This window comes from Streptomyces sp. F001 (assembly GCF_004187715.1).
Lineage (GTDB): Bacteria > Actinomycetota > Actinomycetes > Streptomycetales > Streptomycetaceae > Streptomyces > Streptomyces flavusporus.
In genome coordinates this window covers 621,934-643,977 of sequence record NZ_QZWF01000002.1, presented here as the reverse complement: position 1 = coordinate 643,977, position 22,044 = coordinate 621,934, and the positions used below count along the sequence as shown (strand labels likewise).

The window sequence follows — 22,044 nt, the reverse complement described above, 5'->3', positions numbered from 1 at the left end:
TTCACGCTTCCAGCACGAGGCCGGTGCCGGCGAGGCAGCCGTTGATGACCTCCGGTCGGTACTGCAGCATCTTGAGCTTGCGCTTCACGGCACGGGTGATCTGGCTGAGGTCGGCTGCGGCGAGGTTACCGATGTCGCGCTTGACCAGCGACCAAATGCCTTCTTGCGGGTTCAGGGCGGGTGCGTAGGTGGGCAACTGGAAGACCGTGAGCCAGTCCGCGTTCGCTTCGATGAACGCCCGTAAGGACTTGGTCAGGTGCAGGCGGACATTGTCCCAGATCAGGACGATCGGGCCGCCGAGCTGGATGCGGGCGCGGATCAGCAGGTCACGGAAGTCGCGCCAGCCGAAGCCCTTGGGCTGGTCCTTGCGTCCGGTGTACTCGCGGACGGAGTAGAAGAGCCGGGACCGCTCGCCGGGCTTGTAGCAGGTCATGCCTGCCGTCGATACCCGGCCCGAGCCCCGGCCGCGCACGCGGACCACCGGGGTGCAGCCCCGGCGGCCCCAGGACCTGGCTCGCGGCGGCGTCAGCGACTGACCGGCCTCGTCCTCGAAGACGATCCATCCGTCGCAGGCCGCCGCGATGCTCTTACCCGCGGCCAGACCTCCTTCTTCCACAGGTCCACCGCATCGTCGTCACGCTCGATCGCGCGGCGGGCCGGTTGCTGCCACGACCAGCCGTGCCGTTTCAGCAACCGCCATGTCCCCTCGACTGTGTAGCTCACATGGAACAGCCAGCCGATCAGCGTCTTCACACGGGCCAGGGTCCACCGCTGGTCGACCCAGCCGTGGACCAGGGGGCCGCGCTCCAACTCCCGCTCCAGCTTGGCGACCTGCTTCTCACTGAGCCTCGGCCGCCCGGGTGAGCCCTTCGACAGGACTCCAGCCTCGCCGCGCTCTCGCCACTGGCGGCACCACCGCTGCACCGACCGCTCGCTGACTCGCAGCGCGGCAGCGATCTCCCGGTTCTTCTCCCGGCGTTCGAAGCGTTCAACGGCCTGCAGCCGGATCCGCTCCCGCGCGGCCCTCCCAGCGTCGGTCAACCCGCCGCCCTGCGCGTATCTCACGGTCCAGAGCTACCCGAGCTGAGCGGCCGCCGTCAGGCGAACGGCGCCGACATCACCCAATCAAGTTCAGTAGTTGGGGAGATCGAGAGACGGCAGGCGGGCAGGAGCGCAGCAGGACGCGGAGTAGTTGGAAGGATCCGCGGCCGTACATCTGCCGCTTGACCGTCTCCTAACCCGGTTGATGTGGCCTTCGACGAGGCGGAGCCGTACGTCAGCGTCATGCTGCCTGAGCGATCACAGTCGCACAGCCCACCTCGCGTAGGGTCGGGGGCTGGCGCGGTGGCGGAGTACGTCCGCTCCGTTTCCAGCCCCCGCCGCATCGAACCGTGCGTGCGGTTCTCCCGCACACGGCTCACCGACGCCGTTCACCGCCGGCATTCGGCCTGCCCCGCCAGTCCCGGAAGGGTCTGGGGGCGACGACGGTCCCGTGCAGGGCGACCAGCCCCAACGAGTCGGAGGCCGCGTAAGCGACCACCGACCAGCCGAACTCCCGGCTGCGCCGGTGCTTCTTGGCGATGAACCCGCCGATCCGCATCCGCGCATACGAGCTGATCTGGTCAAAGCGATGAGCCGAGTTTCCGAACCGGAAATACGCGGCCCACCCGCGTAGGAACGCGTTCACGTCCTCCACGATCACTTTGACCGGCCGCAACATCCTGCGCCGCTCCGTGAGTTCACGGATCCGGTCACGAGCATGCTTCACCGCCCTGTCCGAGGGCCAGCGGGCAAGGAAGGCGATCGGACGCCGCCCGCCGCGAGGCCGGGACGTGACCCACCGGTGATGGAAACCGAGGAAGTCCACTCCCCCGCCTCCGACCTGCAGGTGCACGATCCTGGTCTTGGCCGCCTTCGGCTCCAGACCGAGTTCGGCCAGCAGGACCTTCAGCTGCCCAAGGGCGGCTTCGGCCTGCTCGCGGGTAGTGCACATCACCACGGCATCGTCGGCATAACGGACCAGGACCCCATGCCGACGTGCGTCCCATGCCCGGTCCAGCCGGTGCAGATAGACGTTCGCCATCAACGGTGAAACCACACCGCCTTGCGGGGTCCCAGTCACCGGCCGACGGACCTGCCCGTCCTCCATCACTCCGGCACGCAGCATCGCGCGCAGGAGTTTGAGGACCGACCGGTCGCAGACGCGTTCCTCGACCGCCTGCATCAACTTCTCATGCGGAATCGCCTCGAAACAGTTGGCGATGTCCGTCTCCACCACCCAGCGCCTGCCCCGCCATGCCTCGTCGATCAAGACTTGGAGGGCATCGTGCGCCCCGCGCCTGGGTCTGAACCCGAACGAGCACGGGAGCATGTCGGCCTCGAAGACCGGCTCGAGCACGATCTTCAGTGCGGCCTGCACGATCCGGTCACGGACTGAAGGAATCGACAGCGGTCTCTGCTCCGCGGTCGTGCCGGGTTTCGGGATGAATACCCGGCGCGCGGGCAGCGGCCGCCAGCGGCCTTCCTTGAGTTCCACGGCCAATTCGTCAAGGAGCCGGTCGATGCCGTACTCCTCAACCTGCGTGAGAGTGGTGGCGTCAATGCCCGGAGCGCCGTTGTTCCGACGCACCGTTGCCCACGCGCGCCGCAGGACGTCCCTGCGGTGGACCTTGTCCCTCAGCGCGTGGAACCGCCGTCCGGGATCGGCCTTGGCCGCCCGGTAGAGCGCATGCTGCAAAGCTCGGACCGGATCCAGCTTCAGGGATCCCGACGTGGCGGAGCTAGCCGTAACGGCACTCACCAAGTCCCTCCAGACAGACTGCGCATCGACGAAGCAGCGGCCCTTCCCTGGCCGGGGGTTGTGTTGTCCCCTGGCTCATCGCGGTACTACGGCCGCCTCCGACGCCCACCCGGCTCGCGCCCACTTCCCGGGGTGCACCCGGTTATAGGACGCGCAACTTCCGGCGGCAGCTGTCCGCAGGCCGCCGGGCCGGGGAGGGCCTCCCCAGTTCCCGCTGTCACCGTCGCAACGTTCCATGCCCCATACGCCGGGGAGTCCTTCACGGCTGCATCTCCAGGATCTTCGCCGCTTCCATGGCCTTCGCCCTGATTTCGGGGGCTCGGCACTCCCTGTCCCCGCCCCGAGAGGCGGGCCTCTAACGACGCCGCAGGCTTCGCGTGATGCTACGGACCGCTGCTTTGCTCCCCCTTCACAGGGCTTTCGACACTGGGTTTCGACGCCGGGCGTTTCCCCCCGACGCCGCCAGTCTGCTACCGGGCCTCCTGGCAGCTACCCGGACCGGACTTCCACCGGCAGGCGACAACGAGCTTACGACCGAAGATCACTTACAACATCAAGACCTCCAGTCTGCTGGGCGCGCGAAAGCGCGAGGTTAACGCGGAAGACCCCACCTCCTGACGGGCCCGCTGGCACGGTCACGGCCCGCTCGCGGAGTGCTGCCCGGCCCAGCCGGTGGCGGCCACCACCTCGCGCGCGATGTCCACAACAGCCCGCCCATCCGTCACCACCCGCACGGTCTCCGCAGGCGCCCGCTGGTCCAGCAGCCGCGCCTTGCGAACACTGCCCTCCAGTTCCTGATCCAGCTCCGAGCCGAGTTCCCGGCGCACCAGCCGCTCGCGGGCGGTGGCATCGGAGGCGGTGAGCAGGACCCGTACGATCCGCACCTCCGCCCCCATGGCGCGCTCGAACATGCCGGTCGCCTCAGGCAGCACGCTCAGAGTGTTCGTATAGATCAGTCGGCGGTAGCCGCGCCGGGCGAAGTTCGCCCACACCGCAGTCAGATTACTCTCGGTGATCTGACTGCGGTGTGGATCTCCCTCCGGGGCCGGATGTACCTGCCCCATGAAGTCACCATCAATGACCGCGTGAGAGACCGCGGCAGCCCGCAGCAACGCCGAAACCTCCCACCCCACCGTCGTCTTGCCGACTCCGGCCCGCCCTCCGATGAGCAGTACTTCCGCGTGATCCATAGAGGCAGCGTGCCAGTACGCATCCGTCTCACGCGATCCGATATCGATCGGCCCCACGGCTGGAGGTCCCCAGCGAGATCATGGTCTTCGGCTGAAGTATTAGGCTCCGCCGATGAACACGCCGAACCGTTTCCAGCTCACCTTCGACGGGCGCTCGTACACCGTTGCCGTCGATGGAGAGGACGTGAGTGAGCCCTTTCAGCGTTGACGCTCCAGGGTGAGGACGGCCTTGGCGATTGACGTCATTCGATTCGGGCTGCATCGCGCCTTGCGGAAGATCTTCCAGGTCTTCAGGCGGGCCGGGCCGCGCTCGACGGCTGCCCTGGTCCGCGACAGCGCTCGGTTGACGGTCTGCTGGGTCGGTGTCAGCTCGCCTCCGGGAGGGCGCCGTCGTGGGGTGGTGACCCAGGAACCGGCCCCGATGTAGGCGCAGTCGGCCAGGATCGGAACGCCCTGGCGCTCGCAGATCCGGATGATCCGGTGGGTGCGGGCGGCGGTCAGGTCGTGGGTGCGTCCGGGCAGGGCCGGGGAGATCCACAGCAGTCGTCCGTCCGGGTCGCTCACCAGCTGCAGGTTCACTCCGTGCCGGCGGTGCTTGGCGGAGTAGTCGCTGCGGCTGTCGCCGACCCGGTCGCACTCGGCGAGCGTGCCGTCGACCAGCACGTAGTCCGGGTCCGCCTCGCGCAGGGCCTTCAGCAGGCCCGGTGCCCGCTCGGCGAGCAGGCTGACGGCGGCCGAGGTGTAGGCGTGGGCCGTGCCGACCGAGATCTGGAAGGCCTCGGCGATCTGTGCCAGGGGCTCGTGCTTGCGCAGGTAGACCAGAGCGACCAGCGCACGCTGGGACGGACGGAGTTTGCAGCGGCGGTCACCCTCACGGGTGACGATGAGCATCGTGAGCCACTCGACGAGAGCGTGCGGCAGGTCGAGTACGGCAGGATGGGGAACCAACAGGGCTCCAGCGCTGATGAGTTGAGACTTCGAACACCTCCCTCAACAGCACCGGGGCCCTGTCGGTTTCGCACCCGCAGCCCGTCACCCGATCGGTGGCCACCCTGAAAGGGCTCAGTCAGTACGTGGCTGCAGTGGACGTCCACTCAGCCATTCACGCTCTGCCGCGCGTTGTACTGCACCTGCGCCCTACCGAAGCGTGGCCGACGGAACTGGACCTCCTCGCGCGCGTCCAAATCGGGATCCCCCCGGAGCCCGGTACCGCAGTCGCCGAATTCCTGGAACCGCTGGACCCGTTGGAGGTCGAGCGTGCTGCCCTTGCCCGGCTGGACGTTGAGAATGTGCCAGGCGGAGGTACTGCGGCGGTACTGCGACAGCTCGTGGAGTGGGCACGTGGCACTTGACCTCTCCGGCGTCCGGCGGGCCGTGGAAAAGCTACTTGACGACGAACTTCAGATTTGGCGGATCACGAAATCTACTGGGTCAGGGACCCTCAACGAGGTGACAGGCACGCTGACACAGAACAGCGACGAGCACTTGCTGGCCTGGTCGGGCCTCGGGGCAGTCGTCCGGCAGGGACCACTCGCCTCGGTGCCACCTCTGTCCGGCGCAATCGCATCACTCCCGGCTACGACCACCTATCAGGCACTGATCCCTCTGTCCGCGCCGTCAGCGATGCCTGACGATATGCTCTTCGTTTCTCGTTCGATGCGAGATGCCGCATTGACTGGACGGAAATTCCGCATCGCAGAGGTAGCTATCGGGACGTTCTCTGCAGTACGGGTCATACTGCTGGAACCACTACAGTGACCCTCGCTATCCACCGCTAATAGGACTCCGTTAGGTCTGTCTTGATCTTGGTGTCGTGGGAGTCCTGCTGGGCAGGGGCTGTTGGCAGGTGGTGCAGATGCCGGTCCAGCACCTCAGGACGTCCTGGAGGGTGCCGGGGGACTTGGTAGAGGGTGAGACCGGTGCGGGGGCTTTTGGGGCGAGACGCTGTTCGGTGAGGAAGGCGTGGGCGGCGGTCACGAGGGTGACGTGGTGGTGCCAGCCGGGCCAGGAACGGCCTTCGAAGTGGTCCAGACCCAGGCCGTGCTTGAGTTCGCGGTAGTCGTGTTCGATGCGCCGGCGGACCTTGGCCAGAGGGACCAGGTCGGCGATCGGGGTGTCGGCCGGCAGGTTGGACAGCCAGTAATCGGTGGGAGCCTCGGCGTCTTCGGGCCATTCGATCAGCAGCCGGCAGTCCGGCAGGACCCCGTCCCACCAGCCCTGCTCGGCTGAGGCAGCGGCTTTGACCGGACGCTCGACGGCCTTGCCCGCAGGGCGGACACGCACGGCAGCGAAGCGGGAATGTAACTCCCCTCGCGAGCCCTGCCGCCAGGTGAGGGTGGTGAAGGCCTCCTGTCCGAGGCCGGCGGCCAGAGCCGCCACCGACGGTGCGGGATCCCGGTAGCGGGGCTGAGGCCGGCAGCCGACAGGCCCGTTGCGGTCCGGGGCCACGGGCTTCGCGTCGAACGGATGGGCGGTGACATCCGCCCGCACGGCGAGTATGTCGGCGAGTTGACGATCGGCCAGTTCGGTCCGCAAGTGCGCGTTGGTGCCGTAGGCGGCATCGGCCACCACGACCGGCGGCCTCATGCCCCAGCCGGCCAGCGTGTCGAGCATGTCCAGGGCCAGACGCCACTTCTCGCGGTGCGTGACCTCGGGCGGGACGCGGGTGACGGTCCGGCGGCCGGTGTCCGACGCCCACTCCGTGGGCAGGAACAGGCGCCACTGCAGCGGGCAGGAGGCGGTATCGCTCGCGGCGTGGACGCTGACCGCGACCTGGCAGTTGGCTCGCTTGCCCAACGCCCCGCAGTACTGCGGCGCCACCCCGACCGACATCCGGCCGTCCTTGGGCACCGACACATCGTCGATCACCCAGGCCGTCGGGTCGATCAGCGGCAGCATCCGCTCACAGATGCGCCGCTGCACCGGCACCGGATCCCAGGTCGACTGGTTCACGAACTGCTGCAGGTTCTGCTCGTTGCCGTCCGGCAGCCGCGAGGCCATGGCCTGGATGGACTTGCGGCGGCCGTCCAGCATCAGTCCCCGCAGGTAGCAGTCGCCCTTGGCCCGCTGGTCCTTCCGCGGCACCGAGGCGAACACATCCGCCACGTACAACGCCAACGTCGCCCGGACCCGGTTCACTTCATGTGCGTCCACCCAACCCAACATGCTCCCGAACAGACCCGACCGGAAGACCTAACGGAGTCCTATTAGGCCTTGATCGATGCCCCTTTGGCAGCAAACACCCCATGCGCACCCTTGTGCGCCATGAAGAGGTTGGGCATCCTTTGTTCTTCGACGGAAGCGGGGGTGCCTCATGGTGGTAGGCCCAGAAGCAACAGCTGTAGCGAAGGCCGGAAGCAGCGTTCTGCGGAGCGTGACCGATCAAGTCTCCGGCGCACCTTCTTGGCCGAACATGCATGAAGCGCTCATGGAACTTCATGAAATTCTGCGCGAATGGTGCGAAGCAGCGAAGAGCACCAGCAAGGTGGTGGAATTGGTAATAGCAGAGCAGCCCGACTTAGCTAAAGCCCAACGCCCATCTAGCAACTTCTACAGCGGGCCTACGCCTTTCAGACGAACCGTTGCTAAGCGCACACGACGTGAAATTGAAGCATTGATGTCACCTCCAGCACCCGTGGCGCAGAGGTGGAGTGGTACCAAGCGTCGCCAAGCCGCCCGGCGCACCCTGCGGAGCTTGATGCATATCTACTGTCCCGACCTGCTCAGCGACTTCGACAGTGCCGTGGAAGCGCGCGCCAACTGGGTTGAGGACCATCATGCCGAGATCAGGAAGGTTCTAAAGAACCGTGCCGCAGACGGTGAGTTCGCAGCCTTGGGCCGGCACATGACTGAAACAGCCGAGATGCTGGAGTCCGTTCGAGTAAGACTGAGCGATCTCATCCAACAGCGGTATCCACTGGGCACCCCCTCGGACTGATGTTGCCGGTGCCGAGGCAGCAGAGGCGATCACGCTGAGTAGAAAGTTCGCTGCCATCACCACACTGCGAGACAAGACCATCCCAGGCCCGTGCGGTGTCATCAGGATCAGCGTCGCGGAGGGCGCAACCAGCTTCCTCATCGCCGACAGCAACGACGACCGCGTCGCCTACGTCGACCTCGCACACGAGGGGCACGCCGAAGCCCTGGCCGGCACCGAGGCAGACGCCCATTCATCGCCGAGGCTCACACCTGGACCGGCCTCCTCCTGGACGAGGTGACGGAACTCCGCGCCCGGTTCGCCCGCTCGAAAGCCCCTCGACGCTCCTGGCCGAGTGGCTGCGACGGCGGAACGGAGCAGACACGTGGTCGCCACACCACCCGGCCCGACCGATGTTCCCTCTCAACGGACCTTGAGCGTTCTCACCGAACCCTGAGCGGCGGGCTCCTCCCGCATCGAACGTTGAGCGAGCTGGTCAGAGCCGGACCAGCCGTCCAGGACTTGGGCAACTTCGGGGTTCGGGGTTGGGCCAACCTGGCTTCATGGGTAGGGCCCAGATCGCGTGCTGCCGAGATGGGCACGCCCGTAGCCAAAGCCTTTGCCGGAGGACATGAATGGCGCTGCTGGATCAACTGCCTGCCCTGATAGGGGTCATGGTCGGCTCGGTGGCGTCGTACGCGGCGCAGAGCCTGACCGAGCGCCGTAAATGGAAGAGGGAGCGTGAGGAGCGCTGGGACGACAAGCGCTTTGAGACGTACGGCCGCTACGCCAACGCCCTCAAGGCCCAGCTCCGCGTTGCCCAACGGATCGGCGCAGCCCTCGGGTTCGCGGACGTGGCCGACCCTCTGGAACCCGCCGAGGGGTTGCCGCTGTTGGCCGAGGCGGAATCACAGCGTGCGACCCAGTGGGAGTCGGTGCTGCTGGTCGGGGACGCCGGGACCATCGCGGCGGCGCGCCGCTGGCACGAGACGATCTGGACCATCGAGCTGCTGGTGCGGGAAGGCACGGTCGACCCGGTGCAGTGGACCAAGGCCCATCAGCTGGCGAGCGCAGCGCGCGATGGCTTCTACGAAAGCGCGCGTCGTGACCTCGGTATCGCCGGTGCACCGCCACCGTCCGGGCAGTGGCCACGCTCTTGGCGGGCCGAGCTCTCAGAGTGAGACGCCATCCGCTTTCCGAACGTGATCCTTTGGTTCGGGGTGGGCGGGCATGAACTCCGGTCGGTGGCGGGAGAGATGAGCGTGTTCGTTGGCTCGTCTCGCTCGTGGAGGTGGCTGGTGCCGTCGGTGCTCGGTCTGCTGGAGGCCCGTGAGAAGAAGGTCCGGGAAGAGATCGCACGGTTGCGGGAGGAAGCCGAGCGAGTTCAGGCCGCGCTCGGCGAGGCGGAAGCGGTGCTTCAGCGTCTTGCGGATGCCCGTGTGACGGTGGCCGAGGTGCTGGCTGTGCCGCCTTCCGCGGTGGTGGAGCCGGTGCGGGATGCGGTGGCGGGGTCGGTGGTGCCGCGACGGGCTGAGGGTGTGACAGCGTCGGTCCTGCCTGCGGACTACCAGCGGATCATGTCCGTGCTGGAGTCGGATGCGGGCCGGGAGGGCATGCGCTGTCAGCAACTGGCAGCGGCCCTGGGCCTGGAGGTGGTCCCGGCGAAGGTCGAAGGACTGCGGTCGAAGGCGAAACGCCTGGTGGAGCGGGGATGGGCGCTGCAGGTGCGGCCGGGGGTGTTCACCCCGCTCGCGGTGCCGGCCGGCTGAAGCCACCTCGGCGGCGTCCGGCCAGGCGCCCGCTCATGAGCATGGTCATCGACCACAGCACCATGGACTCGTGCATGGCGGGCAGCGTCTCGTAGTCACGCACCAGGCGACGCGAGCGCATCAGCCAGCTCAGCGTTCTCTCCACCACCCACCTGCGCGGCAGCACCACGAACCCGCTCGTGTCGTCGGCGCGTTTGACGATGTCGACGGTGAGCCGGCACTTCTCGGCCGCCCAGCCGACGAGCCGGCCCGCATAGCCGCCGTCCGCCCAGACGAGCCGGACGGAGAAGTACAGCCGGCGAAGCCGTTCCAGCACTGGCACCGCGGCGTCCCGGTCCTGCACGTTCGCCGCAGTCACCAACACGACCAGGACCAGGCCGAGGCAGTCGACCACCAGGTGCCGCTTGCGGCCACCCACCTTCTTCCCGCCGTCCCAGCCGGATGTCGAGCGGGGGATGTTCGCCGCCGCCCGCAGTGACTGCGAGTCCACGATCGCCGCACTCGGGTCCGCCGTGCGGCCCTCCTTCTCCCGGACACGGTCACGCAGCCGGTCGTGCAGTTCGGTGAGCAGGCCCGTCACCTGCCAGCGGCGGGCGAAGGCATGCACCCGCCGATACGGCGGGAAATCCGCAGGCAGGTTCGCCCACTTGACGCCGTTGTCGACGACATAGCGAACCGCATCCAGCATCACGCGGTGGCAATAGCCCTCCGGCCGCCCGCCCCGCCCCTGAAGCCAGGCGGGCACCGGCAGCAACGGCCGGACGACCTGCCACTCCGCCTCCGTCAGGTCGGAGCCGTAACACGGGACGCGGTCCGGCCCGTCCGCCGCGTTGCCGAACCTGTGCGCGAGGCAGTCACACGACGGGGACGGCGAGTTGGACTCCGTGGACGCGAGCGCGAAAGACTGCGGCAACAGGGCCTCCCGGGACTGCTCGTTGGCTTCGACAACCCCGAGCTACCGCGAGGCCCTGCCTTCATGCGCCGACCACACCGCGATCACCCGATCAGGACCCCCGTTCGACCAGCCAACACCGTTGATCGGTAAGCGGATGGCATCTGAGGCCAGAGGCGTGCAGGAAGAAGAATGGGAAGGTGACACCGCTCAAACTTCGATGAGAATGCTCAACCTTCACTGCGAGAGGTCAACCGCGCCCCGGATAGTCCGGTCCACCGGCGCGCCAAGCAGGCACAAAAGAATGGCCGGATCAACGCGGCACGGAATTCACGCAATACAAGGGCCAACCGGACACGTACCGCCGTGCCGCGACACGCCTCACGGCCACCCTTGCCTCCGACGCCCTCGACGTTGGAGACACCGACGTTCTCCGCAGCAACCGGGAAAGTGAACCCACCCGCGAAGGTCGAGCGGTGCTCACCCGAACGGGATCCGCGCACCTGCCAGCGCCCCGAATCGCCGCAGGACACCCGCCGCATCTACACCGCCCCACCGGGGACGCGAGGGGGACATCACGGGGACACCCCCCACCCGACGGGGACACAACGGGGACGTAGTGCGTGGGACACTTCGAGAGCGCCCGGGACTGTTCGGGACTCGATGGGACATGATCCGCGCAGGTCAGAGCCCATATCGAAGCCCAGCGCACCCACGCGCCCGGCTTCCTTCCTGCTCAGCCCACTCCCGCCCCAGCAGCCCCAAAACCGATCTTGGCTTTCTCCCGAAGCGGGTGTCGCGGGTTCGAATCCTGCCGGGGGCACAGCGAAAAGGGCCCCGGACCGATCATGTCCCGATCCTTCGGTCTCCAGGTCTGTCATGCCCTCAGCCAGCGGTCTTGGCGATGATGCGATCCATCTCCTCTTGGCCAAAGGCCCGCAGGGTCGTTGTGCGGACGTTGCCCACCCCGCCGAGCTGCAGGAGCGCCGCGGTGGCGGTTTCGTCGTCGGGAGCCTCAACGATGGCCACGAGGTCGTACGGGCCGACGGTCCAGTAGATGTTCAGGAGCTTCGCCCCGAGCTTCTGTACCGCCGATGCGAAGGCCTCGGCGCGTTTCGCGGTGTCCTTGTAGTTCCGGATCCCTTGATCGGTCCAGTTCAGCAACGTGACGTACGTCGGCATAACCTTTCACCTCCATGAGGGAACACACCATGAGGCTGATTCTGGGCATAACATCCGAAACATGCACACGATGCGCACCCGAATGAGCCCGAACGAGAGGACGGGGCGCAGCGTCTCTGATCAGTTGAGTGATCCCGTGTCAGGCGTGGTGTCCGGTGTGGAATCCGCGGATCACCATCTGCCCGGAGGGTGAGGCCGCGTGCGGCGATGCTCCCCCAGAGGGGCACCCCCAGCCAGGCGCCGTGGTCGCGGTCGTCCTGCCGGCCGCATCCGGACTGGGCGGGGCAGATGGCCCACGGACCACACATCGCTGCGGACACCGAAGGAAACACCTGAGCCTGATGGCCGCTCACGAGTTGGGGGCGAGTAGAAACGGACCCTGTGTTTCCCATTCCTGCGCCGGAAGGTCGAGGAGCCGCTGGATCCGGTCCCGATCCGGCAACCGGCCATGATCGCTGGTCACTTTGAGAGCCGACGCGGCCGTGATGTGCCCGAGCCGCAGCGCGCGCGGTATGTCCCCGTCTCGCAGCAGGCCGGCCAGGAATCCGGCGGCGAAGGCATCGCCCGCGCCGACGGGTTCCACCACGTCCGTGCGTAGTGCGGGCACGGTCCATGTGTCTTCGTCGCTGAAGGCAGTGGCCGTGTGGCCGCCGTTCTTGACGACGAGGAGGCGCGGGTGCGGCAACAGGTTGCGTACGTCGGCCGCTTCGGGGCCGGTGTTCCAGAGTTCCTGTGCCTCGTCGAGTCCGACGAACGTGATGTCGGCGCGGTCGGCCAGATCGCGCAGCGCGGCGGCGGCCGTTCCGGACGGCCAGAGCGCTGGGCGGTGGTTGACGTCGAAGCTGATGGCGTAGGGACGTTCGCTCGGCGCAGTGGTGAGTGCCTGTGTCACCAGGCTGCGGCAGGAGGGGGACAGTGCCGGGGTCACGCCCGTGAGATGTACGACGGAGGCCGAGACGAGTCTGTCGTCGTCCAGTACGTCGGGGCCCAGGGCCGAGGCCGCCGAGTTGCTGCGGTAGTAGTGGACGCGGGTACGGGCGCCGGCCGGCTCCTTCACGAGCAGGCCCGTGGGTCGCTCGGGGTCGCAGCGTACGCCACTGACGTCGACGCCCGCCGCGGCAACTGCGGCGCGCACTCGCCGTCCCAACGCGTCGTCGCCGAGCACCGAGAGCCAGGAGACGGGGACGCCCAGGTCCGCCAGGTACATCGCCACGTTCGACTCCGCCCCGGCCACCGACACCCTCAGGTCTTCGGCGGTCTCCAGTGACTCGGACGGGGCGGGGGCCAGGGCGGCCATGGTTTCGCCGATACAGACCACCGCTCCTTCGGCAGGCCGCCAGACGTTCGTCATGACACCTCCCAGGGAGACGAAGCAGACGTGCGGTGACGATATGAGGCCGTCGGCCGGCCTGGTACGTCGACCCGGGCGGTGAAGATCGCTCCGTCGTGAGGTCCGGGCGCGGCGAGTCCCACACGGGCGGTGGTGATGTGGAGGCGGTCCTCCTGCAGGCACACGCCGGCGGGCTGTCGTGCGGGCAGGTGCAGCGTGCGGTCGAGGTGGCCGTCCGGCAGATACCGGCGTACGGTCCCCGTGCCCCACACCGCGACCCACACAGCGCCTTCGACGTCCACCACCATGCCGTCCGGGCTGCCGTCCGCGACGGTGACGAACGCCTCCGGTGCCCCGAGGTCGGCGGTGACCGGGTCCACGGGGTAGCGCCGGATGATTCCCCGTGCGCTGTCGGCCAGGTACATGGTGGCGCCGTCGTCCGTGAACGCCGGCCCGTTCGGGACCGTGATGCCGTCGAGGAGGCGGGCCACCGTGCCGTCGTGGTCGATCCGGTAGAGGGAGCCGGCCCCCTCGTGGGCGTCGTAGGACATGCTGCCCGCCCAGAAGCGGCCGGAGGGATCGGCGGTCGCGTCGTTCATGCGCATGGGCCGTGCGGCGTCCGCTTCGGGCTGTGCCAGCCACCGTGGCGCCCCGTCGGGAGTGAGCAGGCAGATCCCGGTGCCCGCAGCGGCGATCCAGGTGCCCGGAGCACCCACCACGGGGGCCACCGCGCCCAAGGGGACGGGCAGTTGGGCCAGCTGTTGCAGGGGGGCGGCGGGATCGCCGACGGCGGTGAGCAGACGGCCGGCGAGGATGTCCACGAGGACGATGCCGCGGTCCGTCCAGCGGATACCCTCACCGAGCTCGAGGCGGTCGGGACGGAGGGCTTCGGCTTCGGCTTCGGTCACGGCGTGGCGTCCTGTACGACGGTGCGGAAGACACGGGCGCGTTCACGCAGTGCGGCCAGGCTGCCGCCGTCCGCGGCGTCGCCGACCAGAGGTGAGCCCACTCCGACGGCGATGGCTCCGGCAGCGAGATACTCTCGGGCGGCCGCCGCGTCGACACCGCCCACCGGCACGAACGGCTCGTGCGGGAACGGTCCCTGCAGTGCCGTCAGGTAGGCGGGGCCTCCGGCTTGGGCAGCCGGGAAGATCTTCAGTGCGGCGGCGCCCCATGTGCGTGCGGCCAGGATCTCGGTCGGGGTCATCACCCCGGCCAGGACCGGCAGGCCGAGCCCGTGCGCCGCGCCGATGCCGTCGCCGAGCGCAGGGGTGACGGCGAAGTTCGCACCGGCCCGCTGGGCGGCACGAGCATCGTCGGCGGTCAGGACGGTACCGGCGCCCAGGGGCCGGTCGGGGCCGAGTGCTTCGCGGGCCCGCTCGATGACGGACAGGGCGTCCTTACCGCTCAGCGACACCTCGATCAGCTCGACGCCCTCGTCGGCCAGGGTCAGCACGGTGCGCAACGCTCCCTCCGGGTCGTCACCGCGCACGATGGCGATCAGGCGGTGGGCGGCCAGGGCCGCTCGAAGATTCATGGACGAGCTCCTTGTCGGACAGGTCGGTTCACGGGCAGCGGCAGTTCGCGGTCAGCGTCAACCGCCACCGCACCTCGCCGGACGCGGGGACCCGGGCTGCGTCACCGGGGCCTGCTTCGGCGAGGTCGAAGACGCGGCCGAGCATCGGCTCGACACCTGTACTGCGGTAGGGACGCACGGACGGGAAGCCGCCCAGGTTGCGCCACAGGGCGATGGACAACGGCTGACCGTCGGCTTCGAGAGCCCACGACAGACGGTCGGTGTGATCGTGGACGCAGCAACGGGAAGCGTCCACGACGGCTCCGACCGCGCTGCCGTCGTCCGGACCGAACCGGTCCAGGCGCAGTCCGCAGGGAACGGGCCAGCTCCCTGCCACCCACGCGGCGCCCTTCGGCCACGCCCGGTCCAGCAGCGGGGCCGCCTCGGGAAAGAGGCGGGTGCTCGCTCCGTCGTGGGAGTGCACCGTCGCACGGTCGGAGAGGTCGAGCAGGGCGTGGGCGGCCCATACGAAGCGGAAACCGGCGTCGGCTGTCAGCACGTAGTCGGCCTCGGCTCCGTCGCGGGTGCTGCGGATGGCGCGGGCCAGCGTGAACCGGTCGCAGTGGACGACGTCCCTGTCCGCGTCTCGGGTCCAGGGCCGTGACCAGGCGTCACCGTGGTCGGGGATGCCGCGGACGGTGGGGATGCATTCCTCCAGTCCGCCCGCGTCCACGAACAGGTCGCCGGGTGACACGCTGTCCCGCTCGGGTGCCTCGCGCCGCCACAGCCATTCCCGCCCGGCCGTGCGCAGTGAGGTCCAACGGCCGCCGTGCGCGGGGTCGGTGACGATGTCCAGCGGCACGGTCACCACTCCGCGAAGGAACCGTCGGGGTGCCGCCACACCGGGTTGCGCCAGGCATGACCGGTGCGGTCGGCGGCGCGTACGGCGGTCTCGTCGACGGTGATGCCGAGGCCAGGGGCGTCGCCGCGGGACGCGTGGCCGTCGACGAACCGGAACGGCTCGGGGTCGACCACGTAGGACAGCAGGTCGGCATCCTTGTTGTAGTGGATGCCGCGGCTCTGCTCCTGGATGAGGAAGTTGGGTGTGGCGAACGCGACCTGCAGGCTGGCCGCCAGCGCGATCGGGCCGAGCGGGCAGTGCGGGGCGAGCTGGGCGTCGTAGGTCTCGGCGAGCGAGGCGATGCGGTGCACCTCGGAGATGCCGCCGGCGTGGGACAGGTCGGGTTGGACGACGGCGATGCCGGCGGTGAGCGCGGGCAGGAAGTCGGTGCGTGAGTAGAGGCGTTCGCCGGTGGCCAGGGGCACCGGGCTCGCGGCGACCAGGCCGGGCAGCAGGTGGCCGTGGTCGGGAACGACCGGTTCCTCCACGAACAGCGGGTGCAGCGGGGCGAGTTCGGCCAGGACGCGGCGTGTGGAGGCGGCGGTGAAGCGGCCGTGGAAGTCGACGGCGACGTCGCGGTGCGGGCCGAGGAGGTCCCGGGCGGCGGCCACGCGGGCGACGACCGCCGCCGTCTCCGCCGGGGTGACCACCGGTGAGGTGGCGCCGGCGGCGTTCATCTTCACCGCGGTGAAACCGGCCTCCACCTGGGCGGTTATCTGTTCGGACAGCTCGGCGGGTTCGTCGCCGCCGACCCAGGCGTAGACGCGGACGCGGTCGCGCACGGGGCCGCCCAGCAGGGCGTGCACCGGGGCGCCGTAGGTCTTGCCCGCGATGTCCCACAACGCCTGGTCGAGGCCGGCGACGGCGCTGGACAGGACGGGGCCGCCGCGGTAGAAGCCGCCCTTGGTCAGCACCTGCCAGTGGTCCTGGATGCGCAGCGGGTCCTGGCCGGTCAGGTACTCGGCGAGGACGTCGACGGCGGCGCGGACGACCTCCGCGCGTCCCTCGACGACGGGTTCGCCCCAGCCGACCACGCCGTCGTCGGTCTCGATCCGGCAGAACAGCCAGCGCGGCGGGACCAGGAAGGTTTCTATGCGGGCGATCTTCACTTGCCGCCTTTCGTGTCGTCGGGGCTCTCGATCCGGTCCAGGTCGCGGCCGGCCTGATCGAGCAGGGCACGCATGGCGGCCTCGGCGGCCTGCGGGTCCTGGTCGCGCACGGCGTCCAGGACGGCGCGGTGGGCCGGTACGGGGTCCTCGCTGTGCGGGTGGCTGTGCACGATGCGATCGCGGTGGGCAAGGCCCGGCTCGATGACCACCTCCATGCGTTCGAGCAGTTCGTTGTGGGTGGCGGCGAGCAGGGCGCGGTGGAAGGCGAGGTCGGCCTCCACGGCGTGGCCCGGGTCGGTGCCCTGCTCCCGCATCGCGTCCACGGCGCTCTCCAGCGCCGCCAGGTCGGCGTCGGTGCGGCGCTCGGCGGCCAGGCGTACGGCGGCCGGTTCGATGATGGCGCGGACCTCGGCGAGGTTGTGCAGGAGTGCGCGGTCGGTGTCGGTGGTGCGGCCGCCCTCGAACTGCCAGCGCAGCACGTCGGCGTCGAGCAGGTTCCAGTCGGCGCGGGCCCGGACGAAGGTGCCGCGTTTCTGGCGGGCGTCGACCATGCCCTTGGCGGCCAGTACCTTGAGGGACTCGCGCAGGGCGGTGAGGCTGACGTCCAGTTCGCTCTGCAGTGCCACCAGGTCGAGCGTGGCCCCTTCGGGAATCTCGCCGCCCAGGATGCGGCGGGCGAGGGCTTCCACGGTCTGGCCGTGCACGCCGCGGCGGGCGTAGGGCGTCATGTCGTACAGCCTTTCTGCTGGTGTGGGGGCGCGGCAGTGGTCATGCGGAGGCCTTCACGACGCTCCAGCCTCCGTCGACGAGGAGGCTGGAGCCGGTGATGAAGGAGGCTTCGTCGGCGCTGAGGAACGCGATGGCCGCGGCCACTTCCTCGGGGCTGCCGAAGCGGCGGGCCGCGGTCTCGGCGATGCTGCGCTGCCGCTCCTCGGGCGGCACCCTGTCCCAGGCGGCGGTGAGGATCGGGCCCGGCAGGACGGCGTTGACGCGGACCTCGGGCCCGTACTCGACGGCGAGTTGGCCGCACAGGGACAGCAGGGCTCCCTTGGACGCGGCGTAGGCAGGGTGCCCGGGGATGCCCACGCGCGCGTGGACGGACGAGGTCAGCACCGCTGCTCCTCGCCGGTCCCGCAGATCGGGCAGCACCGCCCGGAAGCCGAGGAAACTCGCGGTGAGATTGACGGAGAGCTGCCGCTGCCACGACTCCAGGTCCAGCTCGTGCGCCGGTGCCACGTCCACGGTGTAGGCGTTGCTGACGAGGACGTCCACGGGCCCGAAGTCGTGGGCGGCGGCCACGATCCGGCGCCAGTCCTCCTCCGCCGCCACGTCGGCCCGCACGAACCGGGCCCGGCCGCCGTCCTTCGCGATCCGTTCCGCCACCGCCGCGCCACGCTCCTCCGCCACATCGGCGAGCACGACGGCGGCTCCCTCCTCGGCCAGGCGTACGGCGGTGGCGGCGCCGATGCCGGAGGCCGCGCCGGTGACCACGGCCGTACGGCCGGTGAAGCGGTCCATCGTGGGGTCGACTCCTTCGTGAGCTGGGACAGGCCGTGCGGGAAACATATGCGGCTCACTGACGTGTCAGTACCACCAGGTCGGCATCATGATCGGCACTCCAGGTGAAAGGCAGCCCGTAGTGCAGCAGATGGGCTCCGCTGTACGTCGTCCCCGTCGCCGTGTCCCGATAGCGCGCCGCCGGGTCCAGCGCCCGCAGCCGGAGCCGGTCGGGGCGTCCGGGCACGAGCGGGGCGCCGTCGAGGCGCCCGGTGCTCAGCGCGGCGACGACCGTGCGGTCGCCGAAGTCGTACTGCACACCGCAGGTGGTGTCCGCCGGGGTGCCGAGCAGCCGGACCTCTCCGTGGTGGAGGACCTCGCGCACCTCCTTGTAGCGGGCGATCCACCGAGCGGCCTCGGCCCGCTGGTCCGGTGTCCATGCACGCAGGTCGGCCCCTACTCCCAGTACTCCGCACATGGCGTTCACGAAGCGGAACGCGAGGCTGCGCGGGCGCGGGTCGAAGACGCCCGGGGCGTCGGTGACCCAGGAGCTCATCACGTGCGGTGCGTGGGCGTGCAGGAAGCCGTGCTGGACGGTCATCCGGTCCAGCGGGGCGGTGTTGTCGCTGGGCCAGACGACGTCGGTGCGAGCCAGCGTCGCGTGGTCGATGCGACCGCCGCCGCCCGCGCAGCCTTCGACGGTGACGTCGGGGTGAGCGGTGCGCAGGTGGTCCAGCACGCGCAGGTATCCGGCGACGTGCTCCGCGTCCAGGTCGACGGGGCCGACGGCACCGGGGCGGCCGCGTTCGGTGGGCGGGCGGTTCATGTCCCACTTCAGGTAGCCGATGTCGTACGTGCCGAGGAGCCGGTCCAGGGTGCCGATCACGAAGTCCTGGACGTCGGTGCGGCCGAGGTCGAGCAGGAGCTGGTTGCGGACCAGGCGGGCGGGACGGCCGTCGATCCGGTAGACCCAGTCGGGGTGTGCGGCATGGAGGCTGCTTCCGGGGCTGACCGCCTCGGGCTCGATCCACAGACCGAAGTCCAGGCCCAGGCCGCGCACGTCTCCGACGAACCGGTCGAAGCCCTGTGGAAAAGCCTCCGGATCCGGATACCAGTCGCCGAGTCCACCGGTGTCGTCGCTGCGGCCGGTGAACCAGCCGTCGTCCACCACGAACAGCTCGGCGCCGATGTCCGCGGCCGCCTTGGCCAGTTCGAGCTGCCCGGCGGCGTCGACGTCGAAGCCGGTGGCCTCCCAGGAGTTGTAGAGGACCTTGCGGGTGCGCCGCAGGCGGTCGCCGGCGAGGCGGCGGTCGTAGCGGTGCCAGACGCGGGACAGGCCGTCGAGTCCGTCCGGGCTGAACGCGCAGGCGAGGCGGGGTGTGGTGAGGGTGGCGCCGGGTGCCAGCACGACCGCTCCCTCGTGCGGCACCCGCCCGGCACGGACCCGGATCGCGCCGCCGGGTTCGGCCTCGGCGGTGATGTGCCAGTTGCCGGGCCACTCCAGGGCCACACCATAAGCGGGGGCGGTGTCCGTCGTGCCGTCCTGCACGGCGAGCCAGGGTGCGTAGGCGTGACCGGGCGCGCCCTGGGTGCTGCCCATGGTGAACGTGCCCCTGGTCAGGTCGAGTTGGGTGCGCTGGAACTCCTGGGACCACTGGCCGGTGAGGTAGGTGAGGCGTGCTCCCGCGGCGACGGGGACGTTCACGGCGGCCGAGTCGATGCGTTCGAGGCGCAGCTCCTGGGTTCCGGTGCAGGTGAGTTCGGTCCAGCGGTGCAGGACGTCGGTACCCGGCACGGTGGCGTAGCACAGGGTGGTGCGCAGTCCGAGGACGTCGTCGAGGAAGGTCAGCCGCAGGTTGTGTTCGTCCGCCTGTGCTCCGGCGAAGGTCCACCAGATGCCGCGTTCGTGGCCGGGGCAGCTCGCGATGAGGTCGGCTCCGTTGAACGGCCGCAGCCCGTGCGGCAGGTACTCGGCGGGGGCGACGTCGGCGGGCGTGATGAAGTGGGTGCGGCGCGACCCGTCGAGCGCCGACGGTCCCGTCTCGACGCCGTGCGGTCCCCAGGCGTCCAGTTCGGCCCAGGAGCCGTCCGGGGACAGGCGGACGGTATAGCTGGTGTGCTCGGTGCGCAGGGTCCAGCGCTGGTACGACGTCACTTCACTGCTCCGAGATTGAGGCCCGCCACGAAGTGGCGCTGGAAGCGGAGGAACACGGCCACGGTGGGCGCGGCGGCGATGACGGAACCGGCGGCGATCACGTTCCACATCGACACGTACTGTCCCTGGAGTCCGATGAGGGCGGCCGTGATCGGCATCTTGGTGTCGCTGCGCAGCACGGTGATCGCCCACAGCAGGTCGTTGAAGATCCAGGTGAACGACAGGGCGCTGAGCGCGGCGAGGGCGGGCCGCGCCAGCGGCAGGATGATCCGCCAGAAGATCTGCCAGGGCCCGGCTCCGTCGACGACGGCCGCCTGCTGGATCTCGACAGGGATCGCACGCATGAAACCATGCAGGACGAAGACGTAGAAGCCGACGCCGAAGCCGATCTGCACGCCGATCAGGGCGGGCAGGGTGTCGTAGACGCCCATCGTCTCGCTCAGCTTGGAGACGGGGATGAGCAGGATCTGCGGCGGGAGCAGGTTGCCGCCGAGCATGAGCAGCAACAGGAAGCGGCGCAGGGGCAGTTCGTACCGACTGAGGGCGAACGCGGCCATGGCCGCCAGGGCCAGTGTCACCAGGACGCACGGGACGGTGACGATCAGGCTGTTGATCAGGGCGCGCTGCTGGCCGCCGTCGACCCAGGCCAGACGGAAGTTGTCGAGAGTGAAGGAGTGGGGCCAGCTGCCCAGTCCGTGGGCGGCGATGTCGTCGAAGGAGCGCAGGCTGGTCACCAGGACCAGGAGGATGGGCAGCAGCCACAGCACCGCGAGCGCCCCGGCCGAGAGGTGGAATCCGGCGGTGGCGGCACGGCGGCGGCGCAGCGCGGCGGAGGTGCGGGCGGTCGCCATCAGTCGGCCTCCCGGAAGGCGCGCAGGAGGTAGGACGCGATGACGCCGAACGCCAGCAGGAAGATGACGACGGCCAGTGCGGAGCCGTATCCGAGCCGCAAGGACTGGAAGGCGGTCGAGTACATATAGGTGCTCAGCAGTTCGGACGAGTGGTAGGGGCCGCCGCGGGTCAGCGACCACACGACGTCGAAGGAGCGCAGCGAGTCGATGATGATGACGGACAGAACGACCGCGTTGACGCTGCGCAGTTGGGGCAGGGTGATGTGGCGCAGGCGCTGCCAGGGTCCGGCGCCGTCGACCTTGGCGGCCTCGTACAGGGCCGGGTCGATGCCTTTGAGGCCGGCGAGGTACAGGACCATCACATAGCCGATCTGCCGCCACAGGGCGGGCACGATGACCGCGTACAGGGCGGTGTCCTGGTCGGCGAGCCAGGCGTGCCGCAGGCTGCCGAGGCCGACCGATTCCAGGAGCTGGTTGAGGACGCCGTCGGGCTGGTAGATGGCCTGCCAGACCAGGGCGGTGGCGACCAGGGAGAAGACGACGGGCAGGAACAGGGCGGCACGGTAGAAGCCGACGCCGCGCCGCTCCTGCTGGAGCAGCAGCGCGGCGGCGAGGCCCAGCAGGGCGGACAGGCCGCCGAACAGCGCCAGCCACAGCACGGTGTGGCCGACGGCGCCGCGGAAGATGTCGTCGCTCGCCATCTCCCGGAAGTTGTCCAGTCCGATGAACTCCGGCGCCGACACGCCGTCCCAGCTGGTCAGGGCGAGGTAGAAGCCCTGGAGCGCGGGCCAGAACACCCACACGGCCTCGGCGAGCAGCGGGACGACGACGAAGGCGACCACCAGCGGCGGGGTGCGCCGCGGGCCCCGGCCCCGGCCGCCACGGGACGGCGCCGGGATCGGGAGCTTGCGGTGGGGGGCGGTCAGAACGGCCATG

At 69.4% G+C, this 22,044-nt stretch carries 21 protein-coding genes and 1 pseudogene; 4 read left to right on the top strand and 18 right to left on the bottom strand.

The window, feature by feature from the left end; translation table 11 throughout:
* Position 1: 1 nt before the first annotated feature.
* The 5 genes from StrepF001_RS10580 to StrepF001_RS10555 all read right to left on the bottom strand — a co-directional run bounded on the left by StrepF001_RS10580 (position 2) and on the right by StrepF001_RS10555 (position 4,938).
* Positions 2 to 529: a transposase gene (locus StrepF001_RS10580; RefSeq protein ID WP_240797467.1), complete on the bottom strand. Its 528-nt coding sequence runs from the start codon at positions 527 to 529 to the stop codon at positions 2 to 4.
* The gene (locus StrepF001_RS10575) at positions 526 to 1,065 is read right to left on the bottom strand and encodes a winged helix-turn-helix domain-containing protein (RefSeq protein WP_129798035.1); all 540 of its coding nucleotides are present in this window, start codon (positions 1,063 to 1,065) and stop codon (positions 526 to 528) included. The genes StrepF001_RS10580 and StrepF001_RS10575 overlap by 4 nt, the downstream gene beginning before the upstream one ends.
* A 352-nt stretch (positions 1,066 to 1,417) precedes the next feature.
* Complete coding sequence (gene ltrA, locus StrepF001_RS10565) at positions 1,418 to 2,737, bottom strand: group II intron reverse transcriptase/maturase (RefSeq protein ID WP_206306809.1); 1,320 nt, start codon at positions 2,735 to 2,737, stop codon at positions 1,418 to 1,420.
* A 698-nt stretch (positions 2,738 to 3,435) separates the two neighbouring features.
* On the bottom strand, positions 3,436 to 3,990 hold the full coding sequence (locus tag StrepF001_RS10560; protein ID WP_129798032.1) for an AAA family ATPase: 555 nt from the start codon (positions 3,988 to 3,990) through the stop codon (positions 3,436 to 3,438).
* Between the two features lie 198 nt (positions 3,991 to 4,188).
* The gene (locus StrepF001_RS10555; RefSeq protein ID WP_129798031.1) at positions 4,189 to 4,938 is read right to left on the bottom strand and encodes a transposase family protein; all 750 of its coding nucleotides are present in this window, start codon (positions 4,936 to 4,938) and stop codon (positions 4,189 to 4,191) included.
* 393 nt (positions 4,939 to 5,331) lie between these two features.
* On the opposite strand from StrepF001_RS10555, the gene StrepF001_RS10550 reads away from it, so the two are divergent.
* Positions 5,332 to 5,748 (top strand): DUF6093 family protein, encoded by a 417-nt coding sequence (locus tag StrepF001_RS10550; protein WP_129798030.1) that lies wholly within the window; start codon positions 5,332 to 5,334, stop codon positions 5,746 to 5,748.
* A 113-nt stretch (positions 5,749 to 5,861) separates the two neighbouring features.
* Here the strand turns inward: StrepF001_RS10550 and StrepF001_RS10545 are convergent.
* Positions 5,862 to 7,143, bottom strand: a pseudogene (locus StrepF001_RS10545) (IS701 family transposase).
* A 220-nt stretch (positions 7,144 to 7,363) separates the two neighbouring features.
* Between StrepF001_RS10545 and StrepF001_RS10540 the strand changes: the two are divergent.
* The 3 genes from StrepF001_RS10540 (at position 7,364) to StrepF001_RS10530 (ending at position 9,675) form a co-directional block, all read left to right on the top strand.
* The gene (locus StrepF001_RS10540) at positions 7,364 to 7,927 is read left to right on the top strand and encodes a hypothetical protein (protein WP_129798029.1); all 564 of its coding nucleotides are present in this window, start codon (positions 7,364 to 7,366) and stop codon (positions 7,925 to 7,927) included.
* Positions 7,928 to 8,541: 614 nt separating this feature from the next.
* Positions 8,542 to 9,087: a hypothetical protein gene (locus StrepF001_RS10535; RefSeq protein WP_129798028.1), complete on the top strand. Its 546-nt coding sequence runs from the start codon at positions 8,542 to 8,544 to the stop codon at positions 9,085 to 9,087.
* A 75-nt stretch (positions 9,088 to 9,162) separates the two neighbouring features.
* The gene (locus tag StrepF001_RS10530; RefSeq protein WP_240797366.1) at positions 9,163 to 9,675 is read left to right on the top strand and encodes a hypothetical protein; all 513 of its coding nucleotides are present in this window, start codon (positions 9,163 to 9,165) and stop codon (positions 9,673 to 9,675) included.
* Here the strand turns inward: StrepF001_RS10530 and StrepF001_RS10525 are convergent.
* The 12 genes from StrepF001_RS10525 to StrepF001_RS10465 all read right to left on the bottom strand — a co-directional run bounded on the left by StrepF001_RS10525 (position 9,647) and on the right by StrepF001_RS10465 (position 22,043).
* Entirely contained in the window at positions 9,647 to 10,588 is a 942-nt protein-coding gene (locus StrepF001_RS10525) for an IS5 family transposase (RefSeq protein WP_206306808.1), read from the bottom strand. The two genes, StrepF001_RS10530 and StrepF001_RS10525, sit on opposite strands and share 29 nt — an antisense overlap.
* 864 nt (positions 10,589 to 11,452) lie before the next feature.
* The gene (locus tag StrepF001_RS10515) at positions 11,453 to 11,749 is read right to left on the bottom strand and encodes a GYD domain-containing protein (RefSeq protein ID WP_129798026.1); all 297 of its coding nucleotides are present in this window, start codon (positions 11,747 to 11,749) and stop codon (positions 11,453 to 11,455) included.
* A gap of 349 nt (positions 11,750 to 12,098) precedes the next feature.
* Positions 12,099 to 13,100: a sugar kinase gene (locus tag StrepF001_RS10510; protein ID WP_129798025.1), complete on the bottom strand. Its 1,002-nt coding sequence runs from the start codon at positions 13,098 to 13,100 to the stop codon at positions 12,099 to 12,101.
* A complete protein-coding gene (locus StrepF001_RS10505) occupies positions 13,097 to 13,987 on the bottom strand; it encodes an SMP-30/gluconolactonase/LRE family protein (protein WP_129798024.1) in 891 nt (296 codons plus the stop codon). The genes StrepF001_RS10510 and StrepF001_RS10505 overlap by 4 nt, the downstream gene beginning before the upstream one ends.
* Positions 13,984 to 14,616 (bottom strand): bifunctional 4-hydroxy-2-oxoglutarate aldolase/2-dehydro-3-deoxy-phosphogluconate aldolase, encoded by a 633-nt coding sequence (locus tag StrepF001_RS10500; RefSeq protein WP_129798023.1) that lies wholly within the window; start codon positions 14,614 to 14,616, stop codon positions 13,984 to 13,986. The genes StrepF001_RS10505 and StrepF001_RS10500 overlap by 4 nt, the downstream gene beginning before the upstream one ends.
* A 28-nt stretch (positions 14,617 to 14,644) precedes the next feature.
* On the bottom strand, positions 14,645 to 15,463 hold the full coding sequence (locus StrepF001_RS10495) for a hypothetical protein (protein WP_129798022.1): 819 nt from the start codon (positions 15,461 to 15,463) through the stop codon (positions 14,645 to 14,647).
* Positions 15,460 to 16,605, bottom strand: a complete 1,146-nt coding sequence (dgoD, locus tag StrepF001_RS10490) for a galactonate dehydratase (RefSeq protein WP_129798021.1) — start codon at positions 16,603 to 16,605, stop codon at positions 15,460 to 15,462. Before dgoD ends, StrepF001_RS10495 begins: the two co-directional genes overlap by 4 nt.
* The gene (locus StrepF001_RS10485) at positions 16,602 to 17,333 is read right to left on the bottom strand and encodes a FadR/GntR family transcriptional regulator (RefSeq protein ID WP_129798020.1); all 732 of its coding nucleotides are present in this window, start codon (positions 17,331 to 17,333) and stop codon (positions 16,602 to 16,604) included. The genes dgoD and StrepF001_RS10485 overlap by 4 nt, the downstream gene beginning before the upstream one ends.
* 40 nt (positions 17,334 to 17,373) lie before the next feature.
* On the bottom strand, positions 17,374 to 18,123 hold the full coding sequence (locus tag StrepF001_RS10480; protein ID WP_129798019.1) for a glucose 1-dehydrogenase: 750 nt from the start codon (positions 18,121 to 18,123) through the stop codon (positions 17,374 to 17,376).
* A 55-nt stretch (positions 18,124 to 18,178) separates the two neighbouring features.
* The gene (locus StrepF001_RS10475) at positions 18,179 to 20,257 is read right to left on the bottom strand and encodes an alpha-galactosidase (protein ID WP_129798018.1); all 2,079 of its coding nucleotides are present in this window, start codon (positions 20,255 to 20,257) and stop codon (positions 18,179 to 18,181) included.
* Positions 20,254 to 21,108: a carbohydrate ABC transporter permease gene (locus StrepF001_RS10470; protein WP_129798017.1), complete on the bottom strand. Its 855-nt coding sequence runs from the start codon at positions 21,106 to 21,108 to the stop codon at positions 20,254 to 20,256. The genes StrepF001_RS10475 and StrepF001_RS10470 overlap by 4 nt, the downstream gene beginning before the upstream one ends.
* On the bottom strand, positions 21,108 to 22,043 hold the full coding sequence (locus StrepF001_RS10465) for a sugar ABC transporter permease (RefSeq protein ID WP_129798016.1): 936 nt from the start codon (positions 22,041 to 22,043) through the stop codon (positions 21,108 to 21,110). Before StrepF001_RS10465 ends, StrepF001_RS10470 begins: the two co-directional genes overlap by 1 nt.
* Between the last annotated feature and the right edge of the window lies 1 nt (position 22,044).